The organism is Pigmentiphaga sp. H8 (assembly GCF_003854895.1).
GTDB lineage: Bacteria > Pseudomonadota > Gammaproteobacteria > Burkholderiales > Burkholderiaceae_B > Pigmentiphaga.
Genome location: NZ_CP033966.1, coordinates 5,220,207 through 5,235,318 on the forward strand (window position 1 = coordinate 5,220,207; position 15,112 = coordinate 5,235,318).

Genomic DNA, 15,112 nt, shown 5'->3' on the forward strand with positions numbered 1-15,112 from the left:
GATGGACTTCATCGATATCGCGACGCGCGACGGCGTGGCGGTCCTGACGCTGAACGCGCCAGCCACCCGCAACGCGCTGAGCGGGCCGGAACACTATGCCGCGGTCGAAGCCGCATGCGCACGCGTCGGCGCCGACCGCGAAATCCGCGCCGTGATCCTGACCGGCGCCGGCAGCGCCTTCTGCGCCGGCGGCAACGTCAAGAACATGTGGCAGCGCATCTGCGCGCCCGGCGCCGTTGCCGCCGACGAACGCTACCGGTACAAGGAGGGCATCCACCGCATCGTCCAGGCCCTGTACGGACTCGAGGTCCCCACCATCGCGGCGATCAACGGCCCGGCCATGGGTGCCGGGCTGGACCTGGCGTGCATGTGCGACATCCGCCTGGCCAGCGATCGCGCCCGGTTCGCCGAGAGCTTCGTTAAGCTGGGCATCATTCCGGGCGATGGCGGAGCATGGCTGCTGCAGCGGATCGTCGGCCCCTCGCGCGCGGCCGAGATGATCTTCACCGGCGACACCATCGATCCCACCCAGGCCCTGGCCTGCGGACTGGTTTCCCAGGTACTCCCGGCTGACGGCCTGATGGAGGCAGCCTGGGACCTGGCCCGCCGCATCGCCGCCAACCCTCCGCACGCGCTGCGCATGGCCAAGCGCCTGCTGCGCGAATCACAGCATGCCCGGCTCGAATCGATACTGGAAATGTCCGCGGCATTCCAGGCGCTGGCGCATTTCACCCCCGATCACCACGAGCTCGTGCAACGGGCCGCCACCCGGAGCACGGCAACGTGACGACGGCCAATCTTCCTCTCGAAGGCATCACCGTCCTCGACCTCGGACAGGTGTACCAAGGGCCCTATTGTGGCTTTCTGCTTGCCACTGGCGGCGCGAGAGTCATCAAGATCGAGCCGCCCGGCGGTGATTCCGTGCGCAGCCGCGCCGACGCGCCCGGAGGCAACTCGCTGGCCTTCGCCATGCTGAACGCCAACAAGGAAGGCATGACCCTGGACCTGAAGACCCAGGCCGGCAGGGACCTGCTGCTGCGCATGGTGGATCGGGCGGACGTGCTGCTGGAAAACTTCGCGCCTGGCGTGATGGACAGGCTGGGCCTGGGCGCGGACGCTCTGTGCGCGCGCAACCGCCGGCTGATCTACGCCTCGGGCAGCGGCTACGGATCGACCGGCCCCTATCGCGACGTCCTGGCCATGGACCTCACCATCCAGGCGATCGGAGGCATGATGTCGGTGACCGGTTTCGCCGATGGCCCGCCGGTGAAGGCCGGCGCCGCCGTCAGCGACTTCCTGGGCGGAGCGCACCTGTACGGCGCCGTCGTGACTGCCCTGTTGCAGCGCGAGCGCACGGGCGAAGGCTGCGCGGTCGAGACCGCCATGTTCGACATGTGCTACCACACGCTGGCTTCCAATCTGAGCATGATGCACAAACAGGGGCGGCCCGCGCCTCGAACGGGCAACCGGCACGGCGGACTGTCGGTGGTCCCCTACAACGTCTATCCGGCCCGGGACGGCCACGTCGCCATCATTTGCGTCAAGGACGCGCACTGGCGGAATCTGGCCCGCACCATGGACCGTCCGGAACTGGCGGACGATTCCCGCTATGCCAGCAACCGCGCACGCGCCGAGGCCATCGACGAAGTCGACGAACTCATCTCGTCGTGGTCCCGCCAGCACGGCAAGGAAGAAATTTTCCGGCTCTCCCAGCGTAACCGTTTCCCGGCGGCGCCCGTCCGAGACCTGCGTGAACTGAGCGAAGATCCGCACCTGCACCAGCGAGGCGCACTGCATTACATGGACCATCCGGTGCTGGGACGGATCGCGCTGCCGCATTCGCCGCTGCGCTTCGTCCGGCAACACCAGTTGCCGCTATCGCCGAATCCCGCGCTGGGAGAGCACAACGCCAGCGTGCTGACGAACATGCTTCGCATGTCCGACGAGGATATCCGCAACTACGATCGCCTCGGAGCGTTCGGCTCCGCCTGACCGACACCAGGCAGGCTTGCTGCCCGCGGCAAGCCCACGTATCGTTGCTCCGCATCGCAGGCAAGGAGACGCGGGATGACGATACGAACGACATGGCGCATGCTGGCCTGGGGCGGCTGCCTGGCCGCCAGCGCGGCCGCCGCCGAACCGCAGGCGATCGAAACGGAACTGGGCCCGGGCGCGCGCGCCGTCCGGGTGGTAGGCCAGCCCGGCGATTCCCCCTCGGCGCTGCGCGCCCGTCTCGACCAGCGCCTGGACGAACTGTGCCAGGGCCGGGTCTATGCCGTGTCCTACCAGGAAGGCCAATCCGTGCGACAGTGGCACGCAGCGGGCGGCTCGACCATGATGGCCGCCCCGGAAACCGTCGTTCCCTATGCCGATGCGCAGGCGGTGTGCGACCAGCAGCAAGACTGACCCGTCGAGACATTTCTGTCCACGGCGAGCTTTACCCGCACTTAGCCAGACTTTACGGCTCTGATCGCCCGCGATATTCGCCGGGACTATGAAGAAATCCGATACGTCGCCATCGGCTGCACGTTGCAGTGTTGATGGAAATCCCAACGGGCGTGCGCATCATCAGCCTGCGCAAGGCCAACTCTCGCGAGGTCCGAGCCTATGAGCAGAAACAAACGGCCGTTGACCGATGACTCCGGAGAAGCCCGGGAGCTTGGCGCGGAAGATCTGAAGCACTTCGGTTCCCCACACGAAGTTCTTCCCGAATCCCTGCGGGAGAGAATCGGCACCCGGCGGCGTGGTCCTCAAAAAACCCCGACCAAGGTTCCGGTCACCATCCGGCTTTCGCGCGAGGTCGTGGAACGCTTCAAGGCATCTGGCACGGGTTGGCAGACACGCGTCGATACCGCGCTGAAAGAATGGCTGGAGACGCACGAACCAGCGTGACCCCGCTTGGCCGCGAGAAGCCAGCCGGCCTTACACGCGCTTACACCCCCACACCCCGCGCCGCGAAAGAATCGTGAAACGGCGGGTCCAACGGCAGGACCCCTGGGAGCAGGCATGGCCGTACACGAACCCGCGATGCCCGGCATCGCCCTCAACCGCTTCGGACTGGGCACGCGACCCGACGACACGGCGCCCGCCGACGGCAGGCGGTGGCTGCTGGAACAGCTTGGCCGCTACGAGCCTCGCCCGGCCGCCTGGGACCCCCTGCCGGCCTCCGGCGACCTGGTCCGGGACACCGTCGCCCGCCAGCGCGAAATACGCGACACGCCCTCGGACCAGCAGGCTCCCGCCCGCGAGGCCCTGCGCAAGGCGCAGCGCCAGCATTACCTGGATGCCATCGACATGCGCACGCTGTCGGCATTGGATGCGCCCACGCCCTTCGTCGAACGGCTGGTGCATTTCTGGGCCAATCACTTCGCCATCTCGGCCGAGAATCCCGCCGTCGCGATGCTGGCGGGCAGCTTCGAGGCCGACGCCATCCGCCCGCACGTGCTCGGCCGTTTCGAGAACATGGTGCTGGCGGTGGAGCGCCATCCGGCGATGCTGCTGTTCCTGAACCAGAATGCGTCGATCGGCCCCGGCAGCGTGGCCGCGACCCGCGCCACGCGGCGCAATCCGGCACAGCAGCGCGGGCTGAACGAAAACCTGGCGCGCGAGATCATGGAACTGCACACACTGGGCGTGCGCAGCGGCTACGGCCAGGAAGACGTGACGGAGTTCGCGCGCGCCCTGACGGGCTGGTCGGTGGCCGGCCTGGGCGCGCCCGACACGCCCCGGCGCGGCGTCGAACTGGACCAAGGCACGGGCTACGCGTTCCAGGCCGAACGCCACGAGCCCGGCCCGCGCACGGTGCTCGGCCGCCGCTACGGCCAGGCCGGGCAGCAGCAGGCCGCCGCCATCATCCGCGATTTCGCGCGCGCCGATGCCACCGCGCGCCACGTGGCGACCAAGCTCGCCCGCCACTTCGTGGCCGACAACCCGCCGCCCGCGGTGGTCGAGCGGCTGGCCCGCGCCTACCGCGATCACGACGGTGAACTGAAGCCGGTCTACCAGGCGCTGATCGCGTCCCCGGAGGCCTGGCGCCCCGCGCCCGCCAAGTTCAAGACGCCCTGGGAATGGCTGGTGTCCGCGCTGCGCGGGCTGGGCCGCACCGACCTGCAAGGCGTGCGGGTGGCGGCCCTGATGCAGCAGTTGGGCCAGCCGCTGTGGCGCCCCGGTTCGCCCGCCGGCTACGACGACGTGGCGGGCAGTTGGGCCGCCCCCGACGCCCTGATGCGGCGCGTGGAACTGGCGGGCCGCCTGGCCAGCCTGCCGGACGCCGGCATGGATGCGCGCCAGCTGGCGCCCCGGCTGTTGCCCGGACAACTGGGCGAGGCCACCGCCACGGCGCTGTCGCGCGCCGAATCCGGACGCACCGCGATGGCGCTGCTGTTGGTGTCGCCCGAGTTCCTGAGGAGATGAAGCCATGACCATCGCCCATCCCCGGCGCCGCTGGCTCCAGCAGACCGCGCTTGCCGCGGCCGCCACGGCATTCGCGCCGCGCGTGCTGTTCGCGCGGGCCGAGACCGACCGGCGCTTCGTCTTCATCATCCAGCGCGGGGCGGCGGACGGCCTGAACACCGTGATTCCTTACGCGGACCCCGCCTATGCCGGGCTTCGGCGCGAACTGGCCATCGATCCCGCGCAGGCGATACGGCTGGACGGCAGCTTCGCCCTGCATCCCGCGCTGGCGGCCACCGGCGAACTCTACCGCGCCGGACAGGCGCTGTTCCTGCATGCCGTCGCGTCGCCTTACCGGGAACGTTCGCACTTCGACGGCCAGAACGTGCTGGAGACCGGCGGCACCCGCCCCTACCAGCGCAAGGACGGATGGCTGAACCGGTTGCTGGGCATGCTGCCCGGCCTTAAAGATGCCGAGGCGATCGCCCTGGCCCCCACCGTTCCGCTGGCGCTGCGCGGCCAGGGGCGGGTTGCGTCGTACGCGCCGTCCGCCCTGCCCGCGCCGCCGGACGACCTGCTGCTGCGCGTCCAGCAACTGTATGAACCCGATGCCCAGTTGCACACGCTGTGGGACGCCGCCCTGGAAGCGCGCGACATGGCGGGCCCCGGCCGGACCCGGCAGAATCCCGCCGAACTGGGCAAGCTGGCCGCCACGTTCCTGAAGCGCCCCGACGGTCCGCGCATCGCCATGGTGGAGACAGGGGGCTGGGATACCCATGCCGGCCAGAACGCCCGGCTGGCCGCGCAGTTGAAGAACCTCGACGCGCTGCTGGCCGCGTTGAAGGAACACCTGGGCGATGCCTGGACCCGGACCGTCGTCCTGGTCGCCACCGAGTTCGGCCGCACCGCCGCCGTCAACGGCACCGGCGGCACCGACCACGGTACGGGCTCCGCCGCCATGCTGGTCGGCGGCGCGGTCCGGGGCGGCCGCGTCATCGCCGATTGGCCGGGGCTGGGTCCGTCCCAGCTTCTGGAAGCGCGCGACCTGCGGCCCACCCTCGGCCTGCCCACGCTGATCGCCGCCACGGCCGCCGAGTGCTTCGCGCTGGACCCGGGGCGTACGCTGCAAACGCTGTATCCTGGACAGACGGCGGCAGGAAGGCTGCCGGGACTGCTGACGAGTTAGCCCCACCCATGCCCAAGGACCGCCCCGTCCCTTTCGCGCCACCCCGCCGGCAAGCCGCCGCGCCGCGCAACTCGCTGCTATGGATATTCGAGCCGCTGGAACGGGATGCCGGCTATTCCAGCAAGCGCATGTTCGGCTGCCTCGCCGCCTACCTGGACGACCTGCTGTGCCTGGTGGTGGCGGACCGGGGCGATCCCTGGAGCGGCCTGCTGGTGTGCACGTCCAAGGACCGGCACGCGGCGTTGATCGACGACGAGCCGGCGCTGCGGCCCCACGCGGTGCTGGGCAAGTGGCTGTACCTGCCCCAGGACCACGCGGAGTTCGAAACCACCGCGGCCAGACTGGCAGAACTCGCCAGGGCGCGCGACCCGCGCCTAGGCGTTGCGCCCCAGCCACGTGCCCGGCGAACACGGCGGGGTACCTTGGGTTGACCGCTACGGCGGCGGGGACGTCCCTTAGCGCGCCCGACCTTCCTGTGCGCCGGCCTCGCCCCGGTCACGCGGCAGGCAAGCCAGCACCAGCAGCGAACACGCCCCGGCGCAGATGAAGGCAACGCCATAGCCCCCACCGGCCGAGACGAATATCGCGAACAGCGTGGGCGCGACCATGTTGGTCAGGTTGACCAGGATGCTGGACCCCGCGGCGGTTTCCGAAATCATGTGCGGCGGCGAACGGCGCGCCACTTCGGCGATCTGCACGCCGTTCCAGCTCGCGGCCGAGCATCCCGCCACGAACGCCAGCAGAAGCGCCGCCCATAGCGGCCACGCCGGACTGGTAAGACCCAGCAGCGCCGTCGTCACCGCCGACAGCACGGCCGCGATCGACAGCACCGCGGTGGCCGACCGCAGATAATCGGACAGCCAGCCCAGCGCGATACGGCCGATCACCCCGCCCGCCTGCATGACCGCGAAGACCATGCCGGCCCGCCCCAGGGAATAACCCAGCCCGTCCACCAGATAGACCACGGTGAACGTGAACCAGCAGCTCTGGGATACGGCGAACAGGCTGCCGACGACGGAAATCTTCAGCAGGCCGCGGTTGTGCATCAGCGAGGCCAGGGGCACGCCCAGGGTCCGCAGCGACCGCCACGTCGGCACGGGGAAGGAGCGGCCCGTGCGCTCGGGGATCTCGTCCAGGCCGGCGCTCAGCCGCCAGGTCAGCGCGATGGGCAGCAATACGACCACCGCGCAGGCCAGCAGCGCGATGCGCCAGCCCGCCAGCGCCACCACGGCGGGCACCAGCAGCCCCGCCATCACGCCGCCCAGCGGCACCCCGGCCTGCTTGATCGAAAACATCAGGTTGCGCTTGCCCGGCGGGGAGAATCTTTGCAGGACCTCGCTGCCGGCCGGGTTGGCGGCGCCATTGCTCAATCCCATGGCAAAACACGCGGCCAGCGCGACGCCCAGGCTGGGATACAGCAGGAACGCCAGGCAGACGGCCCCCAGCGACAGCGTCAGTTGCAGGGTGCGCATCCCGCCAACCTGCTTGAGCAGGGCGGAGCCCGCCAGCAGGATGGCCAGTCCCCCCATCGAATTGCTGGCGGTCAGGTAACCGATGGAACTGCCGCTCCAGCCGAACTCCGCGGACATGGCCGGCGCGATAATGGGAATGAGTCGGGTCAAAAACGACGAAATTGTCTGCAAAATGCAAATGGCCACTACAGGCATCAGCCAAGCCGGTGCGGTGCTTGTCATCGAGTCTCTTGCGTCGCGCTTGTCGGGGATGCCAGGGGAAAGCGGCGTCCCGCCCGGTGATCCGGGGGTTTGCCTTTCATGATACCGCTAAGGTTCCTGACGATCTGCGTGGATCGCGGCGGTTGCCCAATTGCGGCAAACAGGGCAACATGGCCCACCACCGGGTCACAGGCTTTCGCCAGACCCATTTAGGAGCGAGCAGTTTGCCCAAGGAAGATTTGATCGAAATGCGTGGCGTGGTCAACGAGGTCTTGCCTGACTCACGGTTCCGGGTCACGCTGGAAAACGGCTTTGAAATCACGGCGTATTCCGGCGGAAAGATGCGTAAATTCAACATCCGCGTCCTGGCGGGCGACGACGTCACGCTAGAGATGTCCCCCTACGACATGACCAAGGGCCGCATCACGTTCCGCCATATCGCGGGACGTCCCGCCGCCGCCCCCGGCCCCAAGCCCCGGAAAAGGTAAAGCGGTCGTCCAAATGAAAACAGCTCCCGAGGGAGCTGTTGGCTTTCAGTCAGCCTGCTTGCGCAAGCTTAGAGCACCTTGATCTTGGTCGCGGCCGGGCCTTTCGCGCCCTGGCCGGGAATGAAGCTCACGCGCTGGTTCTCTTCGAGGGAGCGGTGGCCGCTGCCCTGGATTTCCGAAAAGTGCGCGAACAGATCCTTGCCGCCCGCGTCCGGCACGATGAAGCCGAAGCCCTTCTCGGAGTTGAACCACTTGACGATGCCTGTTTGTTCCATGTCATTTCCTTGGTGATAAAAAAAACGGATTTCCCGTCAACACACGACACTCAAGGAAGAAATGGGAACGACGAAGACCGCTATCGTGGACTTTGACTGACCTGGATTACGACTCTTGAAGGCCGTGGCTGGCGGACTATGGACTGGAAAGCTCGAGATGTCAAATCGGCTGTATCAGGAAGCTTTCCATCTGACTCAGACAACGGTGGGCCTCCTGCCGCGCTTCGGGTCTGGAGACTCCAAACGCACGGCGACGCGCGTACCCGTGGCCGCGGCATAGCGGGTCAACGTACGCATGGATGGCATGGACCGGCCACTTTCCAGACGAGCAACCGTGGACTGCGTGGTATGCATGCGCTCTGCCACCTCGTCTTGGGTCAAGCCGGCGCGTACCCGGGCCGCGATCAATTCTCGCGCCAAGGCGAACTCCGGCGCCTGAGCTTCGTATTCCGCTTTCACGTCCGGATCTGCAAGCAGGCGGCGCTTGAGTTTTTCGAGGTCGCTCATCGCGGGGCTTCTTTCCGTACAGGTAAGGCCGTCAATTCAACGGCCGCTTGGGGTAATAGCACCACCTTCCACACCATGAATTTTATCTCTTTTTTGCTATGACCGGGAAACCCCTTGGGTCCGCTTGTTACCGCGCCCGGCATCAAGCACCTGACCCTGGGTCAACACTAGCAAGGAAGGCTGTTTCGCGGCGCAGCCCCGCTGGTTCGAAATCCGAGAGGGGGAACACGAATCGTGCTGGGTGGAGCGTGCAATGGAACGCCACGGCCGGCAAGAAGCTCGCAGCGCAGAAAGCGATGCGGGCCCGGATATGTGTAGACGACTAATCTGGTGGTTGGTGGGTGAAAGGAATCGAACTAACGCCGCTTGGCCGCGCCACTATTGGCACCTCCCATTGGAGGATGCACCACATACCGTCAAGAATGCCGTCACTCACCCAGAGCTGGTGAACACCCTGCCAAGCTTTGCCCCTACCATGCTCCGATCTGCGGCACTCACGAGCGGAGGCCATGTGACACGAGATGCTGACGAACGGCTCTCAGAGACCTTAGAGCAGACCCTTGCCTGGATGAAAGATTGCACCAGGCTGTTGGACGGGCAGATATTGCGTGAGAGCAACGCACGCACCCGAAGGGCAGCAGCACTCTTTGATCTATCTCTCGAACATAGCCAGTCGGTCCACGTGTTGATCTCGGCGGCGCAACTCGCTTCAGCGACGGCCTTGCTCCGCCCACAGTTGGAGGCATGCTTACGCGCAGTTTGGCTTCTCCATGCACCGGACACCCCGGCGCTACAGAAGGTCCTGAAAGGCAAGGAAGAACTGCCTGCGATTGGGAAAGTGAAAAACTTCGTGCTCTCAATGCCTGAGAGCCCTATCAGCGTATTGCTGCAGAACGCTGTAGCGATCATAGGCGCACTCCACGACTTCACGCACGGAGGCTCGCGCCAGATACATTTACGCTTGGCGTACGAGCACGTTGGAAGAGATCCACACCCGGTTCGGGCGCGGCAGATCCTCCGATGGTCAACGGCCCTTTCCTATACCGCGGCAATCGGCCTTGCCGAAATTTGTCGAGACGCGGCGACGCTGGATACGGTGCATCGCACGTTTCACGCTCATGGCTTCACCCGACAATCAGCCAATGCCGAGGGGCCTGATGTCGCTGATTTGTAACATCGCCTCTGAAGCGAACCGAACCTATAACCCCCTTCTTCCGTTCACAGCTGCCCCTCCCACGTAGCCACGGAGCAGTCTCAAAACAGACGAAATCCAGCAACCATGCGGGTTTCAACGGGGGAATTATTATCACCCCCCATAGGGGGCCTCGTGACTAGAGACAGTGCGGGATTCGAACTCCCCCTATCCGGCCGCTTCTTCCAGGGGCCCCCAGCTTAAGCCCTCGCCGTATCAACTTTTTTTCGGCCATACTTGTGCGGCGCTTTTGCGCTTACACGGTATAAGTCTTACACCGTGTAAGCCGTGTTCGTAACACACCCAACATCGAATGGAGAGCCGGTGCACACCGTTGATATCATCGAAGCCCTTGCAATTGAACGCGCATTGCAAGCATTCCATGATGAACTTGAATCTATTGCGGATACTTCAGCCAGACCGGGCATAACTCGGGACGATGCCACCTCGCTTCAAGAACGGCTTCGTCTTACCAAGGGAGCTATCAAACAAGCCGCGAAACATGGAACACTCTCGGGGAGCAGGCAAGAGCCAACGGAGCTTGAGCGTTGCTTCTATGGCCCCGCAATCCGTTCTGCGTCGGCAAGCTTTCGCTTGCGCGTAGACGCCAACCCAAAATCATCAGAATGGCAACGCGGCATTGACGACGTTCAATCCGAACTCAGCTACGCCCTGCATGGCTTACGCAAACTAATACAGGAAGCGCAAGGAACGTAGCCTGGCAGGTCATAGGCACCTCACGCCGCCGCGCTCCTAGCTCGCTTCGAGCGCCCAGGCTCCGACTTCGTGGAACTAGGTTGCAGGGGCGGTTCCGCAACCGGCGCACCGCCCGCACTATCGGCAGCGGCCAACAACGACTGCGCCATCGCTCGCGCTTGGCCGGGCGTGAGGGACGATACCTAGCGACACCGACATCACACCATAACCCCCAGCGGCTAACGGCGTGACTTCCTCGCTGTGCAAGTGCAACGTCACATCGGAGGATTGCGCATGGCGGATGGTACTGCATGGCCGTCGATTCGCGCGCAGATGTACGCTACGCTCCGCAGCAACACGGGATTCGTTGGTTAGTTCATGATGCCTTCCAGCCAGAGAGTGACGGCGCCACACCGGCCCCGGACAGCATCGGGGCTGCGCCATGGGGCTGGCCCTGCCCGGAGCACCTCTATTAAGAGACGCAACGAAAGAATGTGATCTGTTGAAGCCGTGAGACAAGCTCGAAGTTAACGGCCTTGCTATCCCCCAACACGGAAAGTTGATGTACCTTGCTGCAAATCTCATTTGGAGACGGCAATGGTCACCTCGGTAGATGACACACCAGAAAAGCTGTGCCGCAACGTCGTCGTACTCTCCACTGCGATAGTCGCCGTATGGTGGCTGAATATCGAGGTAGGAAATCCGGCTCTATGGGGCATTGTAAAAGTGCCAGCGTCCTCGCTGCCGCGCGCCTAGATAGCTACTCTCGTTGTTTTTCTCTAAAGCACGCTTCGGGACCACTTCAGCGAGCCCCGGCGAACAGCAGGTGCGCGCGCACTCGAGGACCACAGCCTAAGGATGGATCGCCGCGTTAAGCGCGGCGTTCAGGAGATTGGGGCAGGTCGTCGTAACCAATGCAGGCAAGCCGCCATTGCCCGGACGAAATCCAAAAGAAATGACTCATTCACGGACGAAACGTGGCAATTCGCACCTAGCGACTTCGACATCGAATATCTAGAAGGAACATTTGCCGAGCTCTACGCCGCCCGCGCTGCGGAGGATGAAGGCATCCCAATCAGTGAAGTGAAGCAGCACCAGTTTCATCTACCTCAATCGACTCAGTGCGAATAAGGGCGCCGAGCCACCTCGAAGCATGCCTATACTCCGAAGGCGCTTTAGAGGTGCTTTTCCCCTACATGATGGCCTTCTTCGCTACGGTGATATGCGCATGGAAAATCGCCACTTGAATAGAAAGACCCGCCTCTATTGACTAGCGTCTGAGCAGCACTTACGCCACCAAGGGAGAAAAATTTGAACTATTTGTACTTTCACGACGAAGCCCGGCAAACAGTCTACCGAATGTTGTCCGAGCCGCGCTGCCACGCCCAAATCCATGGACGAGGAAAGGCGCAACGAACCACCGGCTGGTATTTTTCAACGGAAATCGAAATCACCCGAGCTGACAATCGCCTTAGTAACGGGCGATGGGTCCATGATGTCAGGATAACGCCATATCAAATATTCGACGTGCCGCGCTACAGTGAAACGGAAGCTCGGGGCTACTTCGTCAGAAATCAAACTCCAGATGGCGTCCAAATCAGCCCAGATGAATATGAAGAGCTGCGCCAGAAGTACGAAAAGACTGCTCGAAACGCAAAGGCCACGTGACGAAAAAGCCCGCTGTCGGCTGGCTGGCAAGCTTTCTTGCATGCGCCGTCAACCGAGGACCGCCCTACGCTGGTTGCTAGTGCATCAAGATCCGGCCCTAACGTTGCGGGGCGCTGCAATGCAGTGTCGAGCCGAACGACGCGCCAAGTATTAAGCCGCGGCATGGGACACCACGTTGAGGCCCAGGAGCCTGAGCTGCTTGCGCTGCATGGTACTCCGATTGGCGGTCAGCGCCAGTTTGCCCTCTACGTCTGTCTCGTCCACCACATCAATACCGTGCGCAGTGTCGACCATCATGCGGCGCGGTTGCTCACTATTAACATGCACTCGCACCACGATGCTACGAACGAGCAGAGCGCGCGTAGTCGGACAACCCGGGGTACGTAGAGCAGTTACAGACGCTAGTCAGGAAGGCTTGTACCGATGCGACCTAGGCTTGTACAGGCGAATGGCAGGGCCGCCCGCATTGTCCTCGGCGGCGAGCAGCGATTGAGCGACCGCGCGCGCCTGCCGGCGTCAGCAGCACGTCACCCAGTAGCCGCCACGCCATTGGCGAGAGAGCCTTCTTGCAGGTGCAGCGTTGTATTACCGCCAGACATACCGCAGATTGCGCTTACGGAGTAGCCCACATCCACCCGCACAAACACGCGCAGTCCTTCCCAATATCATTAAATTCAACGACTTTCTTGACTACGCGCGAATAGCACCCTACGTTACCGCCCATTACGAGAGAAATGGAAAGCGAGATGCCTACCGCAGATGAACTTCGTGTGCTAATTGAAAGCGCTTCCGAGACGCTCAACACCGAATTCAAATCTTGGATCGATCCTAGCGAACCCTCTGGCCAGGACAAAATTGTCAGAACCTGCATGGCTCTTCGAAACCAAAATGGAGGCACTCTAATCATCGGAATCGATGACATGACAAAGCGCCCTGCGCCTTATCCAGCCGGTTGGGATGCCGACTCAGTGCGTGCTAAATTCAACGCAGACGCTGTCAGTGCACTCGTAAATAGATACGCTTCAGCGCCGTTCGAAGTGACTGTAGATTTCGTTGAAGTCGACGGGGTTCTTTGCACGGGCCTGTCTGTCTCGAGTGGGGTGCAATTCCCGGTCGCTGCGAAGAAGCAGTTGTCAAACTCCGGCGGCGGCACGCTGATCGCGATAGGCGACGTTTTTGTAAGGACGCTAAGCAGCAGCCACGTGGTGGGAACATCAAAAGCCGGGTGGAACGACTGGCGCGACCTATTCGATCGCTGTTTCGACAACCGCGAAGCGGACATAGGGCGATTTGTACGACGCCACCTTACGTCCATAGACCTATCAGCTCTCGCGCCCCTGCTCGCGAGCGCTAAGCCGACGCCAGCCGTGGATTACCGGAAACAACTAATTGAGTTACTCGAGAAAGGCGCCAAGCGATTTGCCGCATTAATTGATGAGCGCGGCATAGACATAACCAACCACGGTTGGTGGGATACTGCGCTCATTATCGAAGGCGAAAGAGCTAAGGAATGGCACTCCACTACAGAATTCCTTCGTCTTATCGAATCGCAGAATCCGGACTATACGGGATGGCCTGTATGGGTCGTTCCGCTAGTCAGCCCTCATCGACCGCACGTCGTCAACAACCGTTACGAGGGTTTATATGGCGGTTTTGGTCAAGGCGATGCATCAGACTTCATGATTTACGATCCGACCGGACAGTTCTTCCAGCGACGGGCGCTACAAGAAGACCGAGCCCCTGATCGTGTAAAGCCAGGCACAATCTTTGATTTTGCATTGCCGATAATTCGCTGCGCGGAGGCCATCGCAGTCGGACTTGCCTTCGCTAAAGCAATGCAGTACAGGCGTGAAAACACGAAGCTGCATTTCGCGTTTCAATGGAGCGGATTACGTGGACGGGAGCTTACTGCCTGGGCCAACCCTTGGCGCTTTCTACCACCAGGCGGCACTGCTATAGACGATGTCCATATGACTCAACTTACCGTCCCCATCGACACCGCACTCGAGTCGATAGGTCCCACTTTGGTTGGGCCACTAGGCGGCCTATTCAGTACGTTCGACGGCGCGCAAATAAACTCGGACGTATTCGAATCGGAAGTCAGAGATCTTTTCAATAGATCTCTGAAGGGATAGCCCAACGGAACAAAAGCCCGTCGTCAAATGACCAACGGGCTGTCCACTCACCTACCGCGAGCAAGCATAGTGCACGACAGCGAACAAATCGCAGACTGTCGTGCCACCAGATCAGGCGGAGAACCCGAGAATCGCTCGCGGGTCCATATCCGCTCGTCGATATACAGCTTCTCCCATAGTTTCCAGTCGCTCGATTTCCTCTTCTTCGGCGTACTCCAGCGCCAGGGCTTCAGCTTGCAGCCTCTCGAGCTCGCCCTGCTTGTCTTCCACCCTGCATGCTCCCTTTGGCAGAGTAGCAGCCTGGATCAGCGCCCAACGCTAGTGCGGGTTTCGTAGACTTCCGGATACGACCTGAGACTAAAAACTGGTGCCGGTGAAAGGAATCGAACCCTCGACCTTCTCATTACAAGAACGCTGCGCCACAGTTGTTGAACTTCCGCGTTCTATATCAAACCTAGCAATCATGCGGATTTCCAGCCGTTCGCGGGATTGCAACAACAGCCATTTGATGCTGAATTTTTACTTGTTTTAACGGCACGATTACACAGGAATTACACGCCACCCCGCACCGCAGGCCACCGTGGTTCACGGTGGCCTTACGTGTCGGCGTGAACCGATATAGGAATTCCTGTATCGACCCTCCCACCACCGTTGGTGGATGGATCAGAGATGAACCATCCGGACTGATGCGGATCTCGCACTACCCAGGGCGGCCACTGGGGGGGGTGTGCCCAGTTCTGGGCATGCCCTTGGAGAACCGCCTCCACATCCTGCAAGAAATGCGGCGGCACCTTGTTAAATTTAACAACCTGCGCCGGTCAATTTTTCAGAGGGGGTCGCGAAACGCTACCCCCTCCTCGATGCCTGTTTGGGCGGAATTTTGGGTGGGCCTTGCAGGGC

18 protein-coding genes are annotated in these 15,112 nt (G+C 62.9%); 13 read left to right on the top strand and 5 right to left on the bottom strand.

Annotation, left to right across the window (positions count from 1 at the left end):
- Position 1: 1 nt before the first annotated feature.
- From EGT29_RS24585 to EGT29_RS24615, 7 genes are all read left to right on the top strand, one after another.
- Positions 2 to 787, top strand: a complete 786-nt coding sequence (locus EGT29_RS24585) for a crotonase/enoyl-CoA hydratase family protein (RefSeq protein WP_124691457.1) — start codon at positions 2 to 4, stop codon at positions 785 to 787.
- The gene (locus EGT29_RS24590; RefSeq protein ID WP_124691458.1) at positions 784 to 1,992 is read left to right on the top strand and encodes a CaiB/BaiF CoA-transferase family protein; all 1,209 of its coding nucleotides are present in this window, start codon (positions 784 to 786) and stop codon (positions 1,990 to 1,992) included. The genes EGT29_RS24585 and EGT29_RS24590 overlap by 4 nt, the downstream gene beginning before the upstream one ends.
- 75 nt (positions 1,993 to 2,067) lie before the next feature.
- Entirely contained in the window at positions 2,068 to 2,406 is a 339-nt protein-coding gene (locus EGT29_RS24595) for a hypothetical protein (protein WP_124691459.1), read from the top strand.
- A 201-nt stretch (positions 2,407 to 2,607) separates the two neighbouring features.
- Positions 2,608 to 2,892 (top strand): BrnA antitoxin family protein, encoded by a 285-nt coding sequence (locus tag EGT29_RS24600; RefSeq protein WP_124691460.1) that lies wholly within the window; start codon positions 2,608 to 2,610, stop codon positions 2,890 to 2,892.
- Between the two features lie 114 nt (positions 2,893 to 3,006).
- Positions 3,007 to 4,413, top strand: coding sequence for a DUF1800 family protein (locus EGT29_RS24605; protein WP_124691461.1), 1,407 nt, complete (start codon positions 3,007 to 3,009; stop codon positions 4,411 to 4,413).
- 4 nt (positions 4,414 to 4,417) lie between these two features.
- Positions 4,418 to 5,578 (top strand): DUF1501 domain-containing protein, encoded by a 1,161-nt coding sequence (locus EGT29_RS24610; protein WP_124691462.1) that lies wholly within the window; start codon positions 4,418 to 4,420, stop codon positions 5,576 to 5,578.
- Positions 5,579 to 5,586: 8 nt separating this feature from the next.
- Positions 5,587 to 6,009 carry a hypothetical protein gene (locus EGT29_RS24615; RefSeq protein WP_124691463.1) on the top strand — a complete coding sequence of 141 codons (423 nt, stop codon included), beginning with the start codon at positions 5,587 to 5,589 and terminating at the stop codon, positions 6,007 to 6,009.
- A gap of 24 nt (positions 6,010 to 6,033) precedes the next feature.
- On the opposite strand, the gene EGT29_RS24620 is transcribed toward EGT29_RS24615, so the two are convergent.
- Positions 6,034 to 7,272: an MFS transporter gene (locus tag EGT29_RS24620; protein ID WP_124691464.1), complete on the bottom strand. Its 1,239-nt coding sequence runs from the start codon at positions 7,270 to 7,272 to the stop codon at positions 6,034 to 6,036.
- Between the two features lie 203 nt (positions 7,273 to 7,475).
- Here EGT29_RS24620 and infA point away from each other — a divergent pair, with 203 nt between their 5' ends.
- Positions 7,476 to 7,739: a translation initiation factor IF-1 gene (infA, locus tag EGT29_RS24625; protein WP_124691465.1), complete on the top strand. Its 264-nt coding sequence runs from the start codon at positions 7,476 to 7,478 to the stop codon at positions 7,737 to 7,739.
- Between the two features lie 68 nt (positions 7,740 to 7,807).
- Here the strand turns inward: infA and EGT29_RS24630 are convergent, their stop codons facing one another.
- Together EGT29_RS24630 and EGT29_RS24635 are read right to left on the bottom strand one after the other, a co-directional pair.
- The gene (locus tag EGT29_RS24630) at positions 7,808 to 8,014 is read right to left on the bottom strand and encodes a cold-shock protein (protein ID WP_124691466.1); all 207 of its coding nucleotides are present in this window, start codon (positions 8,012 to 8,014) and stop codon (positions 7,808 to 7,810) included.
- Between the two features lie 195 nt (positions 8,015 to 8,209).
- Positions 8,210 to 8,521 carry a helix-turn-helix domain-containing protein gene (locus EGT29_RS24635; protein WP_124691467.1) on the bottom strand — a complete coding sequence of 104 codons (312 nt, stop codon included), beginning with the start codon at positions 8,519 to 8,521 and terminating at the stop codon, positions 8,210 to 8,212.
- Between the two features lie 253 nt (positions 8,522 to 8,774).
- Here EGT29_RS24635 and EGT29_RS24640 point away from each other — a divergent pair, with 253 nt between their 5' ends.
- From EGT29_RS24640 to EGT29_RS24650, 4 genes are all read left to right on the top strand, one after another.
- Positions 8,775 to 9,695: a hypothetical protein gene (locus EGT29_RS24640; RefSeq protein ID WP_124691468.1), complete on the top strand. Its 921-nt coding sequence runs from the start codon at positions 8,775 to 8,777 to the stop codon at positions 9,693 to 9,695.
- Between the two features lie 342 nt (positions 9,696 to 10,037).
- The gene (locus EGT29_RS24645; protein WP_124691469.1) at positions 10,038 to 10,430 is read left to right on the top strand and encodes a hypothetical protein; all 393 of its coding nucleotides are present in this window, start codon (positions 10,038 to 10,040) and stop codon (positions 10,428 to 10,430) included.
- Positions 10,431 to 11,267: 837 nt separating this feature from the next.
- On the top strand, positions 11,268 to 11,540 hold the full coding sequence (locus EGT29_RS28540) for a hypothetical protein (protein ID WP_161567957.1): 273 nt from the start codon (positions 11,268 to 11,270) through the stop codon (positions 11,538 to 11,540).
- A 180-nt stretch (positions 11,541 to 11,720) separates the two neighbouring features.
- Positions 11,721 to 12,077 carry a hypothetical protein gene (locus EGT29_RS24650; RefSeq protein ID WP_124691470.1) on the top strand — a complete coding sequence of 119 codons (357 nt, stop codon included), beginning with the start codon at positions 11,721 to 11,723 and terminating at the stop codon, positions 12,075 to 12,077.
- Between the two features lie 150 nt (positions 12,078 to 12,227).
- Here the strand turns inward: EGT29_RS24650 and EGT29_RS28545 are convergent, their stop codons facing one another.
- Entirely contained in the window at positions 12,228 to 12,374 is a 147-nt protein-coding gene (locus EGT29_RS28545; RefSeq protein ID WP_161567958.1) for a hypothetical protein, read from the bottom strand.
- A 437-nt stretch (positions 12,375 to 12,811) separates the two neighbouring features.
- Here EGT29_RS28545 and EGT29_RS24655 point away from each other — a divergent pair, with 437 nt between their 5' ends.
- Positions 12,812 to 14,212 (top strand): helix-turn-helix domain-containing protein, encoded by a 1,401-nt coding sequence (locus tag EGT29_RS24655; protein WP_124691471.1) that lies wholly within the window; start codon positions 12,812 to 12,814, stop codon positions 14,210 to 14,212.
- Between the two features lie 111 nt (positions 14,213 to 14,323).
- Here EGT29_RS24655 and EGT29_RS28550 read toward each other — a convergent pair whose 3' ends face one another.
- Positions 14,324 to 14,482: a hypothetical protein gene (locus EGT29_RS28550; RefSeq protein WP_161567959.1), complete on the bottom strand. Its 159-nt coding sequence runs from the start codon at positions 14,480 to 14,482 to the stop codon at positions 14,324 to 14,326.
- Positions 14,483 to 15,112: the final 630 nt, after the last annotated feature.